This window comes from Enterobacter sp. 186315 (genome assembly GCF_053290175.1).
Genome location: NZ_JBPTTK010000003.1, coordinates 108,789 through 125,933, shown reverse-complemented (window position 1 = coordinate 125,933; position 17,145 = coordinate 108,789). Strand labels below are relative to the sequence as shown.

Sequence of the window (17,145 nt, the reverse complement as noted above, 5' to 3'; positions counted from 1 at the left end):
CGGGGTTTTTTGTTTCCTGTCATCCGAATTTGCCCCCGGCATTTGTCATTTTGGGTTGTTATCAAAACGTTACAGCATCTTTGTGTTATCTTTAATTACGGCCTTGATAATTATCAGGGTATCTCTGTGATTAAGGAGGAGCTTATGTCGTTGACCCTACGCGAAGCCAGTAAGGACACGTTGCAGGCAGAAAATAAAACCTGGCACTACTATAGCTTGCCGCTGGCTGCCAAAAGCCTTGGGGACATTTCGCGGTTACCCAAGTCGCTGAAAGTGTTACTGGAAAACCTTTTACGCTGGCAGGATGAAGATTCTGTCACCGCCGATGACATCCACGCCTTAGCGGGATGGCTGAAGACTGCCCACGCCGACCGTGAAATAGCCTACCGACCCGCCAGGGTCCTGATGCAGGACTTCACCGGGGTGCCCGCCGTCGTCGATTTGGCCGCAATGCGCGAAGCGGTGAAACGCCTGGGCGGGGACACGTCGAAGGTGAATCCGCTCTCGCCGGTCGATCTGGTGATTGACCACTCCGTAACGGTTGACCATTTTGGTGACGACGATGCCTTCGAAGAGAACGTGCGTCTGGAAATGGAACGTAACCACGAGCGCTATGTTTTTCTGAAGTGGGGGCAGCAGGCCTTCAGCCGCTTTAGCGTGGTGCCGCCGGGAACGGGCATTTGCCACCAGGTTAACCTCGAATATCTGGGGAAAGCCGTCTGGAGCGAGTTACAGGACAAAGAGTGGGTAGCCTACCCCGATACGCTGGTGGGGACCGACTCGCACACCACCATGATCAACGGTCTGGGCGTACTGGGCTGGGGCGTCGGCGGGATCGAGGCGGAAGCCGCAATGCTGGGCCAGCCGGTCTCGATGCTGATCCCGGACGTGGTGGGCTTCAAGCTGATTGGGAAACTTTCCGAAGGTATTACCGCCACCGACCTGGTGCTGACCGTAACCCAGATGCTGCGTAAGCACGGCGTGGTCGGCAAATTCGTTGAATTCTACGGTGACGGCCTTGACTCACTCCCGCTCGCCGATCGCGCCACTATCGCCAACATGGCACCGGAGTACGGTGCAACCTGCGGCTTCTTCCCGATAGATGACGTGACGCTGGAATATATGCGCCTCAGCGGACGTTCCGAGGAGCAGGTCGCGCTGGTTGAAGCCTATACCAAAGCGCAGGGCATGTGGCGCAATGCGGGCGATGAGCCGGTCTTTACCAGCACGCTTGAGCTGGATATGGGCACGGTAGAGGCGAGCCTGGCGGGGCCAAAACGTCCGCAGGATCGCGTGGCCCTGAATAACGTGCCTGCCGCCTTCGCTGCCAGCAACGAGCTGGAAGTGAACGCGTCGCACAAAGATCATCATCCGGTCGACTACGTGATGAACGGGCAGACCTACCAGCTGCCGGAAGGGGCGGTCGTGATTGCGGCCATTACCTCCTGCACCAATACCTCCAACCCGAGCGTGCTGATGGCCGCCGGTCTGCTGGCGAAAAAAGCCGTTGAGCTGGGCCTTAAGCCGCAGCCGTGGGTGAAAGCGTCGCTGGCACCGGGGTCGAAAGTGGTGTCTGACTATCTCGCGCAGGCAAAGCTGACGCCGTATCTGGACGAGCTGGGCTTTAATCTGGTCGGCTACGGCTGTACCACCTGTATCGGCAACTCCGGGCCGCTGCCTGAGCCTATCGAAGTGGCGATCAAGCAGGGCGATTTAACCGTCGGCGCGGTGCTGTCGGGGAACCGTAACTTTGAAGGGCGTATCCACCCGCTGGTCAAAACCAACTGGCTGGCATCTCCGCCGCTGGTGGTGGCCTACGCGCTGGCCGGGAATATGAATATCAACCTGGCGACGGATCCTATCGGTCACGACCGCAAAAATGAGCCGGTCTATCTGAAAGATATCTGGCCTTCCTCTCAGGAGATCGCACGCGCGGTTGAGAAGGTTTCCAGCGATATGTTCCGCAAGGAGTACGCCGAGGTCTTCGAGGGCACGCCGGAGTGGAAAACCATTGCGGTTGAGGGCTCCGATACCTACGGATGGCAGGACGATTCGACCTATATCCGTCTGTCGCCGTTCTTTGACGAGATGCAGGCGCAGCCAGCCCCGCTCCAGGATATTCACGGCGCGCGCGTGCTGGCGATGCTCGGGGATTCCGTCACCACCGACCACATCTCTCCGGCGGGGAGTATCAAGGCCGACAGTCCGGCAGGGCGTTATCTGCAAGGGCGCGGCGTGGAGCGTCGTGACTTCAACTCCTACGGCTCGCGTCGCGGCAACCACGAGGTGATGATGCGCGGCACCTTCGCCAATATCCGCATCCGCAACGAAATGGTGCCGGGCGTGGAAGGGGGCATGACGCGTCGTCTGCCGGGCAGCGAGGTAGTCTCGATTTATGACGCGGCGATGAGCTATCAGAAAGAGGGCACTCCGCTTGCGGTTATCGCCGGGAAAGAGTACGGCTCAGGCTCCAGCCGTGACTGGGCGGCGAAAGGGCCGCGGCTGCTGGGCGTCCGGGTGGTTATCGCCGAATCCTTCGAGCGTATTCACCGCTCAAACCTGATTGGTATGGGTATTTTACCGCTGGAATTCCCGCAGGGAGTGACGCGTAAAACCTTAGGGCTGACCGGGGAAGAGCAGATCGATATTAGCGGACTGCAAAACCTGCAACCGGGTAAAACGGTGCCGGTGAAGCTGAGGCGCGCGGACGGTAAGACGGAAGTGCTGGAATGCCGGTGCCGTATTGATACGGCAACAGAGCTGACCTATTACCAGAACGACGGCATCCTACATTATGTGATTCGTAAGATGCTGGACTGATAACATTGCCCGGCGCGTGATGTGCCGGGCATTTATCGATTATTCGCTTAAAAGATGGCCCATTTTCGCGGCTTTGGTGTCGAGATAATGGGCATTTTTTGGATTACGCCCCACGATCAGCGGCACGCGCTCAACGATGTTGATGCCCGCTTCGGTCAGGATCTCGACTTTGCGCGGGTTGTTGGTCAGCAGACGCACCTCATCCACGCCCAGCAGCTTGAACATATCGGCACACAGCGTGAAATCACGCTCGTCAGCGGCAAAGCCAAGCTGATGGTTAGCTTCGACCGTATCGTAGCCCTGATCCTGCAATGCATACGCGCGGATCTTGTTCAGCAGACCGATGTTGCGTCCTTCCTGACGGTGATAAAGCAGCACGCCACGGCCTTCTTCTGCGATATGGGACAGCGCCGCTTCCAGCTGAAAACCACAGTCGCAGCGCAGGCTGAAGAGGGCGTCGCCCGTCAGACACTCCGAATGCACGCGAGACAGTACCGGCGTCTGCCCCGAAATGTCGCCAAACACCAGGGCGACGTGATCCTGTCCGGTTGCCAGTTCTTCAAATCCCACCATCAGGAAATCGCCCCATGGGGTTGGCAGTTTGGCTTCTGCCACACGTTTAAGCTGCATGTGATTCTCCAGAGTATGCTGACACGTTTCGTGCCTTTCGCCTGTTTGGCTTTCTGTATTCGAACATTTTGCCACAAGCTTCTCAACATCACCTAATGGCCGCCATCCTATACGCCCGTTAAACGCACAATCCGACATATCTACGCAACGGTTAAAATTCAGTTATGATTGTGAGGCTTAGCAAACAAGGAGATAACATGCTTTCCATTGCACGACGAACGGCAGCCGGTGCGGCCCTGTTATTAATTATGCCTCTGGCCGTCTGGATCTCCGGTTGGGCATGGGAGCCGGGGCATAACACCGCCTGGCTCAAAACCTTGTACTGGATTACGGAAACCGTCACCCAGCCGTGGGGGATCATCACGCATGTGCTGCTGTGCGCGTGGTTTTTCTGGTGTCTGCGTTTTCGGTTACGGGCGGCCATTATGCTCTTTGCGATTCTCGGCGGCGCCATTCTGATCGGCCAGGGGCTGAAGTCCTGGGTGAAGGACAGGGTGCAGGAGCCACGGCCTTTCGTCGTCTGGCTGGAAAAAACGCACCATATCCCGGTGGATGAGTTCTACAATTTAAAGCGTAAGGATCGCGGCGCGCTGGTGAAAGAGCAGCTTGCGGAGCAGCAGGACGTGCCTAAATTCCTGCGTAAGCACTGGCAAAAAGAGACAGGCTTCGCGTTTCCTTCCGGACATACGATGTTTGCCGCAAGCTGGGCGCTGCTTGGCGTTGGGCTGCTTTGGCCGCGTCGCAGGACGGTGACCATCGCGGTCCTGCTGGTGTGGGCGAGCGCGGTGATGGGCAGTCGTCTGCTTCTGGGAATGCACTGGCCGCGGGATTTAGTCGTCGCCACGCTGATGTCCTGGCTCCTGGTAACGTTCGCAACCTGGCTTACGCAGAAGGTGTGCGGGCCGCTGACGCCGCCGCCGGAAGAGAAGAGAGAAATTGCGGAAAGAGAGGAGAATGACGCCTGACGGTTGATATTCGTCCTTAAGCCCATAAATCCTTTACTGGCGCGTCACGTTTCCGTTTCGCGCCCGTCACTAAAATGGTAGTTTATAAGGCTGATTGCGATAAATTGAATACACTTTATTCGCTTGATCCACATAACGGGAAGTCATGTGAAATATTTACTCATTTTCTTACTGGTGTTGGCGATTTTTGTTATTTCGGTCACATTAGGTGCGCAAAACGATCAGCAGGTAAGCTTTAACTATTTGCTGGCACAGGGCGAGTATCGGGTATCTAGCCTCCTTGCCGTCTTGTTCGCTGCCGGTTTTATCATCGGCTGGCTGGTGTGTGGTCTGTTCTGGCTTAAGGTGCGTGTCTCACTGGCGCGCGCTGAGCGTAAAATCAAACGCCTTGAACTTCAACTTGCCCCCGCGACTGACATCCCAGAAAACGCCGGTGTGCCGGTAGTCAAGGAATAATCGACGATGCTGGAGTTGTTGTTTCTGCTTTTGCCTGTCGCCGCAGCTTATGGCTGGTATATGGGCCGCAGAAGTGCGCAACAAACTAAGCAGGATGAAGCCAACCGACTCTCCCGCGACTACGTGGCGGGGGTCAACTTCCTTCTGAGCAATCAACAGGATAAAGCGGTTGACCTGTTCCTCGACATGCTTAAAGAGGACACCGGCACCGTTGAGGCGCATCTCACCCTGGGTAACCTGTTCCGCTCGCGGGGCGAGGTTGACCGTGCCATCCGCATTCACCAGACCCTGATGGAAAGCGCATCGTTAACCTACGATCAGCGCCTGCTTGCCGTACAGCAGCTGGGCCGCGACTATATGGCCGCCGGGTTGTACGACCGCGCGGAAGACATGTTCGCGCAACTGGTGGATGAAACCGAATTCCGCATCAGCGCCTTACAGCAGCTGTTGCAAATTTATCAGGCCACCAGCGACTGGCAGAAAGCCATTGATACCGCAGAGCGCCTGGTCAAACTCGGCAAAGACAAACAGCGTGTTGAAATTGCGCATTTCTACTGCGAACTCGCGTTGCAGCAGATGGGCAACGACGACATGGAAAAAGCCATGTCGCTGCTCAAGAAAGGCGCCGCCGCCGATCGTAACAGCGCGCGTGTCTCCATTATGATGGGGCGCGTGTTTATGGCGAAAGGGGATTTTGCCAAAGCGGTAGAGTGCCTGCTGCGGGTGATCGACCAGGATAAAGAGCTGGTCAGCGAAACTCTCGAAATGCTGCAAACCTGCTATCAGCAGCTGGGCAGGCCGGACGAGTGGGTCGCTTTCCTGCGCCGCTGCGTAGAAGAAAATACCGGCGCAACGGCCGAGCTGATGTTGTCTGACGTGGTTGAAGAGCACGAAGGCAGCGACACCGCGCAGGTATATATTACGCGCCAGCTGCAACGTCATCCGACGATGCGCGTCTTCCACAAGCTGATGGACTATCACCTTAATGACGCGGAAGAAGGGCGCGCCAAAGAGAGCCTGATGGTACTGCGTGACATGGTGGGCGAGCAGGTGCGCAGTAAACCGCGCTATCGCTGCCAGAAGTGCGGATTCACCGCCTTCACGCTGTACTGGCACTGTCCTTCATGCCGTGCGTGGTCCACCATTAAGCCAATTCGCGGTCTGGACGGGCAGTAATTTTTTAAAAGCCCTCGTTTTAGTTACAACATACTAAAGGCTTTTTTGATGAACGTTGGCACCGTGCGGTTTATCGGCCTGGCAGGAGAGGAAATCGATTCTGTCAATTTGCAGCGCTGACAGGTAGAATGCTCGCCGTTTATCTGTTCCGCGCCGCTGCGCGCCCATAGACGAAAAGGGCTGGTCATGACGTCTGTTAGTTCCTCTACTTCCCGCGTAGTTACTGATTCTCCTGTTGTTGTTGCGCTTGATTACAATAACCGCGATGCCGCACTGGCCTTCGTCGATGGCATTGATCCCCGCGACTGCCGCCTGAAGGTCGGTAAAGAGATGTTCACGCTGTTCGGGCCACAGCTGGTTCGCGATCTGCAACAGCGCGGTTTTGATATCTTCCTTGACCTCAAATTCCACGATATCCCGAACACCACGGCCCATGCGGTCGCCGCTGCGGCGGATCTGGGCGTGTGGATGGTCAACGTTCATGCCTCGGGCGGGGCGCGTATGATGACCGCAGCCCGCGAAGCGCTGGTGCCCTTTGGCAAAGACGCGCCGTTGCTGATTGCCGTGACGGTGCTCACCAGCATGGACGACAACGACCTGCGCGATCTCGGTGTGACGTTGTCACCTGCCGAACATGCTGAGCGACTTGCTCGCCTGACGCAAAGCTGCGGGCTGGACGGCGTCGTGTGTTCTGCGCAGGAAGCGGTGCGATTTAAAGCAGAGTTTGGTCAGGCCTTTAAGCTGGTTACGCCAGGCATCCGTCCTGCTGGCAGCGACGCGGGTGATCAGCGCCGCATCATGACCCCAGAACAGGCCTTAATTGCAGGCGTGGATTACATGGTGATTGGTCGTCCGGTTACGCAGTCAGCCGATCCTGCACAAACGCTGAAGGCCATTAATGCCTCACTGAAGAAGGACGCGTAATGAGCGATTCCAACAGCCGTCTGGTCTACTCCACCGACACCGGGCGTATCGATGAACCCAAAGCGGTAGCCGAGCGCCCGAAAGGGGACGGCATTGTGCGTATTCAGCGCCAGACCAGCGGCAGAAAAGGCAAGGGCGTGTGCCTCGTCACCGGCATCGACCTGGACGATGCTGAACTGGCGAAGCTGGCCGCCGAGCTGAAAAAGAAATGCGGATGCGGCGGGGCGGTGAAAGACGGTATTATCGAAATTCAGGGCGATAAGCGCGATCTCATTAAAACGCTGCTCGAAGCCAAAGGCATGAAAGTAAAACTGGCGGGCGGTTAAATTAAAGCGGTTTAATTAAAAAAGCCACGGTTTTCACCGTGGCTTTTTTATGTGCGTAAGTCAGACCTGAAATGTACTTAATATATCGTTATACCGGTGGATGCCGTTATGTAGATTATTTACCCACCTGGTGACCAATCACACCACCGACAGCAGCACCACCTAATGTACCCAGCGTACTACCATCCGTCAGCACGGCGCCACCGAGGGCACCCGCACCAGCACCGATTGCGGTGTTACGGTCGCGTTTAGACCAGTTAGAGCATGCGCTCAGAGACATTGCTACAGTGATTGCCAGAACAGCGGCGGCTAATTTTTTGCTGGTTAAGGTCATAATACTTTCTCCTGAATTATCGATTCACGGAAAGAAATGCACTTTAAGTATAGCCAACTGGCATACAAAAATTCCTTTTTCCGTGAAAGCTGGTCGCGACGGGATTGTTATCACGCAGGTGATAGTCACTTCCTGTTATATCGCTAACATTAATTTTACGATGATTATGCAGGTAATACAGGTAAAAAGTCTTAAAGGGTGTCCAGGAATCATCTCAGACAAAGGGAATAGACTGCGCCCGACATTTGCAGGCGCAGAAATATATCACGAGTTTTTTTTCACAATATCGACTAACAGACCATTCTGCTGGAGCCGATCGCGGTGTTCGTCACTTAAACGCTCGTCGGTAATGACGCGGCTGAAGCGGGAAATCGGTCCCATCGTGTAAGGATGAACGGCACCGAACTTAGAGCTGTCGGTCAGGACAATCGCCTCACACTCTTTTTCCAGAACGGCGTTTACCACGTCCGAACGCATCATATCCCGGCCCGTAAAGCCGGTGTCCGCCTGCCAGCCGTCAATACCGATAAAGGCTTTGCTGAAGTGAACCTGCTGGACGTATTGTCGGGTAAGCGGGCCCACCATGCTCTCGCTCTTTTTCTGGTAAATCCCGCCCAGTAAAATCACTTCACATTTAGTCTCTTTCAGCAGGTGTGCGATATAGCTGCTGACGGTAATGATGGTGATATCTTTCTGGTTCGCCAGGGTACGCGCCAGCAGAGCGTTGCTGCTGCCGTTTTCGATAAACACCGTTTCCCCGTTATTCACCAGCGAGGCGGCAAACTCTGCCAGCTCACGCTTGAGCGCATAGTTGTTCATCATGCGGGTTTCAACGTCATCGCTGTCGAGCGGTACGGCATACCCATGCGCGCGACGCAGGTAGCTCTGTTTTTCCAGAAGATTAAGATCCTGGCGAATTGTCACTTCAGATACGCCAGTAGCTTTAGCGAGGTCGACCACGCTGACGCGTCCCTGATCGATGACCATCTGCAAAATGATTTGTTGTCGGGAATTCATAGCATCCATTAAAAAAAACGAAACGAGGTCGAAGGCGTGGTGATTACACTTCCCACGGCGCTTTAGGCTGTGTGCTTTCCGGTGCGATATCCGCGCCATGCTGTGCCAGTAGCTCGGACTTTAAGATCTCAAGATTACGGATAGCAGAGTGATAATCGCCCGCTACCAGAATATCCAGCACGGTATCAATACGTTGTGCCACGGTCTGTGCATCAATAGTAGACATAATCTCACCCCTGAGCGAAAAGTTAATATTTTCAATGATGCAGAAATTGGGTTCAAAAGAGAAGGGAAAAAATGCACTTAGGAAAGTACATAAATGAAAGTGATAATTTTACCCCCTCGCATACAGGGAGCGGAATGAGTGGATTAGTCTAATTCTGCGCGCAAGGCGCTTTTTTATATGAGGAATTAGACCATGACAGTGATCAACCAAGCTACCTGCACATTGTTTACCGACGCTGAACGTTTCACCCAACTGGCGGCCTATTACGAGGAGGAGCGGCGTACCGTATGGATGATGCTGCGCTCGCAGCCGCGCCCCTGCTTCAACCATGCGTTAATAGAGGAGATCATGAACCTTTCCTGGCTGGTGCGGCAAAACGGTTTCGTCGTCGATTTCTGGGTGACCGGCTCGCTGGTGCCCGATATGTACAATACCGGCGGGGATCTGCAATTCTTTGTGGAGTGCATACAGAACGGGCGACGTGAGGCGTTACGCGCCTACGCGCGCGCCTGCGTTGACTGCGTACACGCCGCGTCACGCGGTTTTGATACGGGCGCCATCTCGCTGGCGATGGTCGAAGGCAGCGCCTTAGGCGGGGGATTTGAGGCAGCGCTGGCGCATCATTTTGTCCTTGCCCAGCGCGATGCCCGGCTGGGTTTCCCGGAAATTGCGTTCAACCTGTTTCCCGGCATGGGCGGCTACTCGCTGGTGGCGCGTCGTTCCGGCATGAAGCTGGCGGAGGAGCTTATCTACAAAGGGGAATCGCACACCGCGGAGTGGTACGAACAGCACGGGCTGGTCGACGTGTTGTTTGAACCGGGGCAGAGCTACGTGTCGGTCCGTACCTTTATCGACACCTTGCAGCCGAAGATGAACGGCGTACGCGCCATGCTTCGCGCCCGCACCCGGGTACTGCAACTGCCGCGCAGTGAACTGATGGATATTACCGAGGACTGGGTCGATGCGGCGTTTTGCCTTGAACCCAAAGATATTGCCTATATGGAGCGGCTGGTATTGCTGCAAAACCGCCATCACGCGGCAGGTTTACGCAAAGCAAGCTAACGCATTTTTCTCGACTGATAGCGCTTTAGCCATCGCTCGAATGCGGCAGCGGGCATGGGCTTAGCAAAAAGAAATCCCTGCCGTTCGTTGACGCCATTCTTGGTCAGAAAGGCGTCTTCTTTCGCGCTCTCGACACCTTCCGCAATCACCTGCAAGTTCAGCGCCTGCGCGACGGCCACGATGGCCCGCACCAGAGATTGTGAAATCGACTGCTTATGAATATCCCGCACGAAAGCCTGATCGAGCTTAATCGCGTCGATAGGAAAACGGGCAAGCTGTGAAAGGGAAGAGTAGCCCGTACCGAAGTCGTCCAGATGGATTTGCGCCCCCAGTTGGCTGAACTGCTGGATCACCGACAGCGCCAGCTCTTCATTTTCAATCAGGCAGCTTTCGGTGAGCTCCACGTCGATAGGGCAGTATTCGAAGTTCAAATCTTTCAGCGCCTGTTTGAGATCGCTGAAAATGGTCTGGTCCGCCAGCTGACGCGCCGACACGTTGACCGCCACCCGCAGATTAATGCCTTTATCGCGCCATCTGGCGACCTGACGCACCACATCCAGCATGACCCAGCGACCCAGCGGCACAATCAGGCCAGACTCTTCCGCATAGGAGATAAACTCCAGCGGCGGGATCAGCCCGCGCTCAGGCGACTGCCAGCGCACCAGCGCCTCAAGGCTGCGCACTTCGCCGCGCCAGGTCATCTTGGGCTGGTAGTGGATAAGCAGCTGATCGTTATCCAGCGCTTTACGCAGGTTGGTGTCCAGCCACAGATACTCGAAGACCCGCTGGTTCATTTCAGGGGAGAAGACGCAGAACTTGCCGCGACCGCTCTCTTTGGCGGTATACATGGCGGTATCGGCATTGCGGATCACGCTTTCGCGATCGCCGCCGTGCTGCGGCACGAGCGCAATGCCCAGCGAACAGCCGGTATAGACTTCGATTAACCCGATGCGAAAGGGCTGGCGCAGGCGGGTAAGAATACGCGAGGCCATCGCCTCCAGCGTGCTTTGCGAGGTATTGGTCGCGAGGACGATAAACTCATCGCCACCCAGACGCGCGAGTACTTGTCCCTCTTCGAGGCAGCTCAGAATAGCCAGCGCGACCGCCTGAAGAAGCTGATCGCCAAACATATGCCCGTAGGCATCGTTCACTTTTTTAAAGTTATCGAGATCGAGATACACCACGCCGACCTGGGTGTCTCCACGCGTGTCGATGGCGTCGGAAATCAGGTCATGGATGGCGTTTCTGTTGGGCAAACCGGTGATGGTATCGGTATTGGCCAGCACCCGCAGGCGCTCCTGGGCGCGGCGTTCTTCTGTGATATCGGTCCCGGAGCAGATCAGAAAAATTTCGTTTTTGCCGCTGCCGCTGTGGACAAATTTATTGCGGAACAGAAACAGACGTTGTCCTTTTCGCGTCTTGATCCAGCGTTCCACCTCGTAGGAACTGCCGTTACGAAAAAAACCGGTGATGTTGCGTTTCGAGGCGGCGGCCTCGCTGCGGCTCATGAACAGCTTAAAGACGTTCTGGCCGATCACTTCCTGCTCTTTAAGGCCAGTGTACTCTTCGCTCAGGCGGTTAAAGCGCTGGATATTGCCGTTCTGATCGAGAATAACAATAACGGAGTTGGCTTCGGATACGACCTGTTCGGCAAAGGAGAGTCCCTGCACCAGATCCCGCGCGACGGAAGGGGTGTCGTTCCAGGCCGACGCGGTACCGGCCCACTCCTTTTTATTGATCTTTCGCCCCACCAGATGAACGGAAACATCGGTGCCATAGAGGGACAATGAGAGGGTAATGCTGGAGGTGATCACCGTCAGCTGGCGGATGAGGTCGGCCTGATCGTCAGTTAGCGCCACGACCTGAACAACGTCGGCACTTTCGCTTGCTGCCAGATGAAGAGCATTGCTGTCGGCTGTCAGACGCCACCAGGGGCTGTGCGTCCCCATGTAACGAAACAGCAAATTCTGCTCCAGATCGTCCATCATGTTTTCTCCCGTCACTGCTCAATAGCGCAAAGTTTATTCATTTGCAGTCGACTTTTCCGTCGTGAAACAGCGGCAAAACCGAAGTGAACTTATTGTTTTTCCCAGTTTTATTATAGTAAAACGCGTCGAGCTGAAAAGGATAGGATCGGTATAAAAATTCACGTAACCGACTATAGCGGCACTCTTTTACTGTAGATAATTTTGGCGGATTTGGGTGAGCGGATGCGGAAAATAGTCGGAAAAAAAGATGATTTTTGTGGGCTGACAAACAAAGTAAAAATGTCGGCCTTTCCGAAAGGGAAATGGCCGACATTTTAATACGTTATCAGGCGGCAGGGCGCGCGATGATACTGCGGGTTTCCATGCGGACTTCAGCGATGGTGACGTCAATCACGTCGGTGACTTTATAAACCACTTCGCCTTTGATCTGCACGGAGCCGTTCTCCTGGCTACAGACCATTTCGTCACGCACCGCGTGGATGAACGGGGCAGGGATAAAGGCAACGGCGCCGTTATCCACCAGACGCACGCGCATTCCACCGCGGCTGACATCGATGATTTCCGCCGGGAAGCGGGTGTCGGTACCGGCTTTGTCCTTCAGGAAACGGGCATACAGCCAGTCACCCACGTCGCGCTCGGCCATACGGTTCAGGCGGCGGCGTTCCGCCATCTGCACGGTTGTGTCGTCCTGCGGACGCGCAATGGATTCACCCTTGATAATCGCTTTCAGCAGGCGGTGGTTAACCATGTCGCCATACTTACGGATTGGGGACGTCCAGGTGGCGTAGGCTTCCAGACCCAGACCAAAGTGCGGGCCTGGCTCGATGCTGATTTCCGCGAAGGACTGGAAACGGCGGATGCGGCTGTCGAGGAAGCCGGATGGCTGTGCATCCAGCTCGCGGCGAAGCTTGCAGAAACCGTTCAGGGTCAACACCTCTTCAGGATCGACGTGGACGTCATGGGTTTTCAGCAGGGCGGCCAGCGCTTCGGTGTTCGCCGGGTCAAAACCGGTGTGGACGTTGTAGATGCCAAAGCCTAACTTGTCGCGCAGCACGCGTGCGGCGCAAATGTTGGCCGAGATCATGGCCTCTTCAACGATACGGTTAGCGATGCGGCGCGGTTCGGCAACAATATTCAGCACTTCGCCTTTTTCACCCAGCACGAAGCGGTAATCAGGACGATCTTTAAAGACCAGGGCGTGGGTTTTACGCCAGTCGCTGCGGCTCAGGCAGACGCGATGCAGCAGACGGATCTGCGCGGCAATGGCGTCGTTTTCTGGTTTCCAGCTACCGCTGTTTTCCAGCCAGTCGGACACGTCGTCATAGGCGAGCTTGGCTTTCGATTCGATGGTTGCGGCAAAGAACTCGATATCGTCTTCGATCGTACCGTCTGCGGCAATGGTCATGCGACAGGCGAGGACCGGACGCACTTCGTTCGGACGCAGCGAGCAGAGATCGTCAGAGAGTTCGCGCGGCAGCATCGGAATGTTGAAGCCAGGCAGGTAGTTGGTAAACGAGCGGATTTTCGCGGCGTTATCAAGCTTGCTGCCTTCCACAATCCAGGCGGTGGGATCGGCAATCGCCACGGTGAGGGTAAGCTTGCCGTCTGCGGCTTCTTCCGCAAACAGGGCATCGTCCATATCTTCGGTGCTGGCGCTGTCGATGGTGACAAAATCCAGCGCCGTCAGGTCGCGACGTTCAAGACCTTCGTCCTGCATTTCCGTCGCTACGCCGTCCGGCGCTTCTTTTTCGAGATTATGGCGTGCCAGCGTCACCCACCACGGCACGAAGTGGTCGTCGCCAAAGGTGATGAACTGGGTCAGCTCCGCGTAGAAGCCGCGGTCGCCTTTCAGCGGATGACGGCGCATTTCTGCAACGGCCCAGTCACCCTCTTTAAAATCGTGCTCAACGCCACGAGCGGCGCGGCAAGGAATGGCATCTTTCAGCAGGGGATGGTCAGGAACAATAGAAAGACGGTCGTCTTTTCTGTGCACCTTCCCGACAAAGCGGGTCAGGAACGGCTCGATGAGTTCTTCCGGCTCGGCAGACTCGCGTTCCTTTTCGGTATGAATAACGGCCATTACGCGGTCGCCGTGCATCACTTTCTTCATCTGCGGAGGCGGAATGAAGTAGCTTTTCTGCGCATCGACTTCCAGGAAGCCAAAGCCCTTTTCCGTGGCTTTTACTACCCCTTCTGCACGCGGCGTCTGGGAATGCAGTTGCTGTTTAAGCTGCGCTAGCAGCGGGTTGTCCTGAAACATAATGTTCTATTTTAGTAGCCATTGAGCGGCTGACAGTTTTACGCGATTCTCACTGTTACGGCAAGCGCTCTTTAGGTGATAAGCAGGGTTAGGCTGCTTTGCCAAGCGCGATTTTCAGACGCTCAAGCCAGCCGCAAAATGCGCTCCAGGTGAGCAGGTTAATCGCCTGCGCCGGGGGGAGCCCTTCATCCGTGAGCGGCGTGAACTGTGCGGCGCTGAAGCGGTCAGGAGACTGGCTCAACAGCACCGTTGCAGCGGCCAGGGACGGCGACGAAATCGGTTCGCGGATGCCGCTTAGCACTATCTCACCGATCAGATCGAGCAGCACCGGTTCATGGCACAGCGTGGGAGTGAGAAGCTGAAGTTCAGGCTCGGCCTGCCAGCGGGCAAGCGATTCCAGCTGCTGCGGCGTAGCGTAACGCAGCTCAACGTCAGGAATAATCGCCACCCATTGCTGGCCGTCCTGCGACGACGAGGCGATAAGCGCGTGAGGCTGAATGTGGTGCCCCGGCAGCCAGCGCACGGGCTGGCCGAGCAGGGCCTGAAACGCCGCGACGACGCGCGCCTGAAAACCGATAAACCCGATTATCTGATTGATTAATACAATGTCATAGGTCGTGAGGCCGACCTCATCCAGCTGCTGCTGCGCTTTGTCGTCGATCACGTCCGGTGAGCTGGCAAGCTGGCGGGCATACTGGGTAATTTGTGCGAGGCGACGATTACTTTCTCGGGAGGAGTCTGGACCAGGAAGCGGGGCGAGCAGGGCGGCGTAGTGGTTACAGAGGCGCTGCACGCCGCAGGCCTGGGCAACCGTCAGCGCGGTGCTGAGCCGGTCATAGGCGCTCAGCGTACGCAGTCGGTTAACGGGCACGTCGAGCGGGAAGAGCTGATGACAAAGCGCGCGCGCGGGCGCAAGCCAGCTTTCGCAGTGGGTGACAATCTCTTCAGGCAGGGCTAAATCGAGCAAAAAACGATCGTCGACGTTAGCGGCTTCGGGCACCAGTGGCAGCACGTCCGTCTGCGAATGATTTGACTGGGTTTCATGATACCAGTGGCCTTTGCCGGAAAAACGGCGCTGTTCCATGGGCGTTCCTTGATCTCAAAGTGGCGATCAATATCCTGGCGTAAGGCGGATGAGGGGAAAAATATTGTTAGGTGATAACAAATAGCGGAACGGAATAACGACGGACAGGGGCGGGGAAAGAAAAACTCTCTTCCCGGTGAGGGAAGAGAGTAACGGCTTATTTAATTTCCAGCTCGTTCATTGCAGCGATGTTGAAACCGCCGTCAACGTGAACCACTTCGCCGGAGATACCCGCGGACAGGTCAGAGCACAGGAATGCAGCAGAGTTACCCACATCTTCAATGGTAACGGTACGACGAATCGGGGTAACCGCTTCGCAGTGTGCCAGCATTTTACGGAAATCTTTGATGCCGGATGCTGCCAGAGTACGGATTGGGCCAGCAGAGATGGCGTTAACACGCACGCCTTCTGGACCCATCGCATTCGCCATGTAGCGCACGTTCGCTTCCAGAGACGCTTTCGCCAGACCCATCACGTTGTAGTTAGGGATTGCACGCTCTGCGCCCAGGTAGGACAGCGTCAGCAGCGCAGCGCCCGGGTTCAGCAGGGTGCGGCACGCTTTAGCCATTGCCACGAAGCTGTAAGAGCTGATGTCGTGAGCGATTTTGAAGCCTTCACGGGTTACCGCGTCAACGTAGTCACCGTCCAGCTGGTCGCCTGGTGCGAAGCCGATGGAGTGAACGAAACCGTCGAATTTCGGCCACGTTTTTGCCAGTTCAGCAAACATCGCATCGATGCTTTCGTCTTGTGCAACGTCACATTCCAGAATAATGCTGGAACCCAGCTGTGCGGCAAACTCTTCAACACGGCCTTTCAGCTTGTCGTTCTGGTAGGTGAACGCCAGCTCAGCGCCTTCGCGATGCATAGCCTGCGCGATGCCGTATGCGATGGACAGTTTGCTGGCAACGCCAGTCACCAGAATGCGCTTACCGGAAAGAAAACCCATAGCTTTAATCCTTATATTCATTGTTGTGCCGATCGTCATCTTCTTGGGACAATCGTCGTTAAAACGCGGCGATAATATCACGTGTCGCGTACTTAGTTAATCCGACCACTTTCTGGATGCAGAACTAACGATCTTTTCGCCACGCATCTGCGGTCAATGCTTCACCAAAATGCCCCGAAATCAGGCGCTTGGTCAGGTCGTGAAGCGGGGAGGCCAGCACGTCGGCGGTGCTTCCGCGCTCGACCACTTCGCCCTGGTGCATCACAAGAACCTGATCGCTGATGTGCTTCATCATTCCCAAATGCTGGGTCACGTAGATATAAGAGATACCCTGTTTTTCCTGCAATTCCAGCATCAGGTTAATTAACTGCGAACGCATCGACATATCCAGCGAGGCCAGCGCTTCGTCGGCGATAATCACCTTCGGGCGCAGGATCAGCGCGCGTGCCAGCCCCAGACGCTGTTTCTGCCCCGGCGCCAGCATGTGCGGATAATAGCTTTCGTGATCGGGCAGCAGCCCCACCAGGCGCAGGGTTTCGATGATGCGTTTGCGGCGTAGCTCCGGCTCCAGGTCGGTGTTTAATCGCAGCGGAAAATCCAGAATCTGCGAAATACGCTGACGCGGGTTAAGGGAGGTCGACGGATCCTGAAAAATCATGCGGATGCGCTGGCTGCGGAACGAATAATCGCCAAACTCGAGCGGGTGATCGTCGATCAGCACCTCACCGCCGCTCGGCTCAACCATCCCGGCGAGCATTTTCGCCAGCGTCGATTTTCCGGAGCCGTTTTCACCGATAATCGCCAGCGTCTGCTTCTCGCGCAGGGTAAAGCTGAGCGGCTTGACGGCCTCGACCATCTGACGGTGAAACAGCCCGGTGCGGTAGCGAAAGGTCTTACTCAGGTTGCGAACTTCCAGCAAGGTTTCGACCAT

Annotated in this window: 16 protein-coding genes; 7 read left to right on the top strand and 9 right to left on the bottom strand. The window is 55.9% G+C overall.

What is annotated here, in order from left to right; all coding sequences use genetic code 11:
* Positions 1 to 144: 144 nt before the first annotated feature.
* On the top strand, positions 145 to 2,820 hold the full coding sequence (gene acnA / locus ACSVHP_RS04710) for an aconitate hydratase AcnA (protein ID WP_447551142.1): 2,676 nt from the start codon (positions 145 to 147) through the stop codon (positions 2,818 to 2,820).
* Positions 2,821 to 2,859: 39 nt separating this feature from the next.
* On the opposite strand, the gene ribA is transcribed toward acnA, so the two are convergent.
* Entirely contained in the window at positions 2,860 to 3,450 is a 591-nt protein-coding gene (ribA, locus tag ACSVHP_RS04705) for a GTP cyclohydrolase II (protein ID WP_182271649.1), read from the bottom strand.
* A gap of 197 nt (positions 3,451 to 3,647) precedes the next feature.
* Here ribA and pgpB point away from each other — a divergent pair, with 197 nt between their 5' ends.
* The 5 genes from pgpB to yciH all read left to right on the top strand — a co-directional run bounded on the left by pgpB (position 3,648) and on the right by yciH (position 7,297).
* Positions 3,648 to 4,415, top strand: coding sequence for a phosphatidylglycerophosphatase B (pgpB, locus tag ACSVHP_RS04700; protein ID WP_447551141.1), 768 nt, complete (start codon positions 3,648 to 3,650; stop codon positions 4,413 to 4,415).
* A 147-nt stretch (positions 4,416 to 4,562) separates the two neighbouring features.
* Entirely contained in the window at positions 4,563 to 4,871 is a 309-nt protein-coding gene (locus ACSVHP_RS04695; protein WP_234672130.1) for a LapA family protein, read from the top strand.
* A gap of 6 nt (positions 4,872 to 4,877) precedes the next feature.
* On the top strand, positions 4,878 to 6,047 hold the full coding sequence (gene lapB, locus ACSVHP_RS04690) for a lipopolysaccharide assembly protein LapB (protein WP_447551140.1): 1,170 nt from the start codon (positions 4,878 to 4,880) through the stop codon (positions 6,045 to 6,047).
* Between the two features lie 186 nt (positions 6,048 to 6,233).
* Positions 6,234 to 6,971, top strand: coding sequence for an orotidine-5'-phosphate decarboxylase (gene pyrF, locus ACSVHP_RS04685; RefSeq protein ID WP_447551139.1), 738 nt, complete (start codon positions 6,234 to 6,236; stop codon positions 6,969 to 6,971).
* On the top strand, positions 6,971 to 7,297 hold the full coding sequence (gene yciH / locus ACSVHP_RS04680) for a stress response translation initiation inhibitor YciH (RefSeq protein ID WP_417315092.1): 327 nt from the start codon (positions 6,971 to 6,973) through the stop codon (positions 7,295 to 7,297). Before pyrF ends, yciH begins: the two co-directional genes overlap by 1 nt.
* Positions 7,298 to 7,412: 115 nt before the next feature.
* Here yciH and osmB read toward each other — a convergent pair whose 3' ends face one another.
* The 3 genes from osmB to ACSVHP_RS04665 form a co-directional block, all read right to left on the bottom strand.
* A complete protein-coding gene (gene osmB / locus ACSVHP_RS04675; protein ID WP_006175660.1) occupies positions 7,413 to 7,631 on the bottom strand; it encodes an osmotically-inducible lipoprotein OsmB in 219 nt (72 codons plus the stop codon).
* A gap of 264 nt (positions 7,632 to 7,895) precedes the next feature.
* Positions 7,896 to 8,648, bottom strand: a complete 753-nt coding sequence (gene yciT / locus ACSVHP_RS04670) for a DNA-binding transcriptional regulator YciT (RefSeq protein ID WP_447551138.1) — start codon at positions 8,646 to 8,648, stop codon at positions 7,896 to 7,898.
* A gap of 43 nt (positions 8,649 to 8,691) precedes the next feature.
* A complete protein-coding gene (locus tag ACSVHP_RS04665; RefSeq protein WP_234672139.1) occupies positions 8,692 to 8,874 on the bottom strand; it encodes a YciZ family protein in 183 nt (60 codons plus the stop codon).
* 192 nt (positions 8,875 to 9,066) lie between these two features.
* Here ACSVHP_RS04665 and ACSVHP_RS04660 point away from each other — a divergent pair, with 192 nt between their 5' ends.
* Positions 9,067 to 9,936 carry a crotonase/enoyl-CoA hydratase family protein gene (locus tag ACSVHP_RS04660; RefSeq protein WP_417315089.1) on the top strand — a complete coding sequence of 290 codons (870 nt, stop codon included), beginning with the start codon at positions 9,067 to 9,069 and terminating at the stop codon, positions 9,934 to 9,936.
* Here ACSVHP_RS04660 and pdeR read toward each other — a convergent pair.
* The 5 genes from pdeR to sapF all read right to left on the bottom strand — a co-directional run bounded on the left by pdeR (position 9,933) and on the right by sapF (position 17,145).
* The gene (gene pdeR / locus ACSVHP_RS04655; protein WP_417315087.1) at positions 9,933 to 11,924 is read right to left on the bottom strand and encodes a cyclic di-GMP phosphodiesterase; all 1,992 of its coding nucleotides are present in this window, start codon (positions 11,922 to 11,924) and stop codon (positions 9,933 to 9,935) included. The two genes, ACSVHP_RS04660 and pdeR, sit on opposite strands and share 4 nt — an antisense overlap.
* A 325-nt stretch (positions 11,925 to 12,249) precedes the next feature.
* A complete protein-coding gene (locus ACSVHP_RS04650) occupies positions 12,250 to 14,184 on the bottom strand; it encodes an exoribonuclease II (RefSeq protein WP_447551137.1) in 1,935 nt (644 codons plus the stop codon).
* Between the two features lie 88 nt (positions 14,185 to 14,272).
* Positions 14,273 to 15,268: a CMD domain-containing protein gene (locus ACSVHP_RS04645; RefSeq protein WP_447551136.1), complete on the bottom strand. Its 996-nt coding sequence runs from the start codon at positions 15,266 to 15,268 to the stop codon at positions 14,273 to 14,275.
* Between the two features lie 157 nt (positions 15,269 to 15,425).
* The gene (gene fabI, locus ACSVHP_RS04640) at positions 15,426 to 16,214 is read right to left on the bottom strand and encodes an enoyl-ACP reductase FabI (protein WP_447551135.1); all 789 of its coding nucleotides are present in this window, start codon (positions 16,212 to 16,214) and stop codon (positions 15,426 to 15,428) included.
* 124 nt (positions 16,215 to 16,338) lie between these two features.
* Positions 16,339 to 17,145, bottom strand: a complete 807-nt coding sequence (gene sapF, locus ACSVHP_RS04635; RefSeq protein ID WP_447551134.1) for a putrescine export ABC transporter ATP-binding protein SapF — start codon at positions 17,143 to 17,145, stop codon at positions 16,339 to 16,341.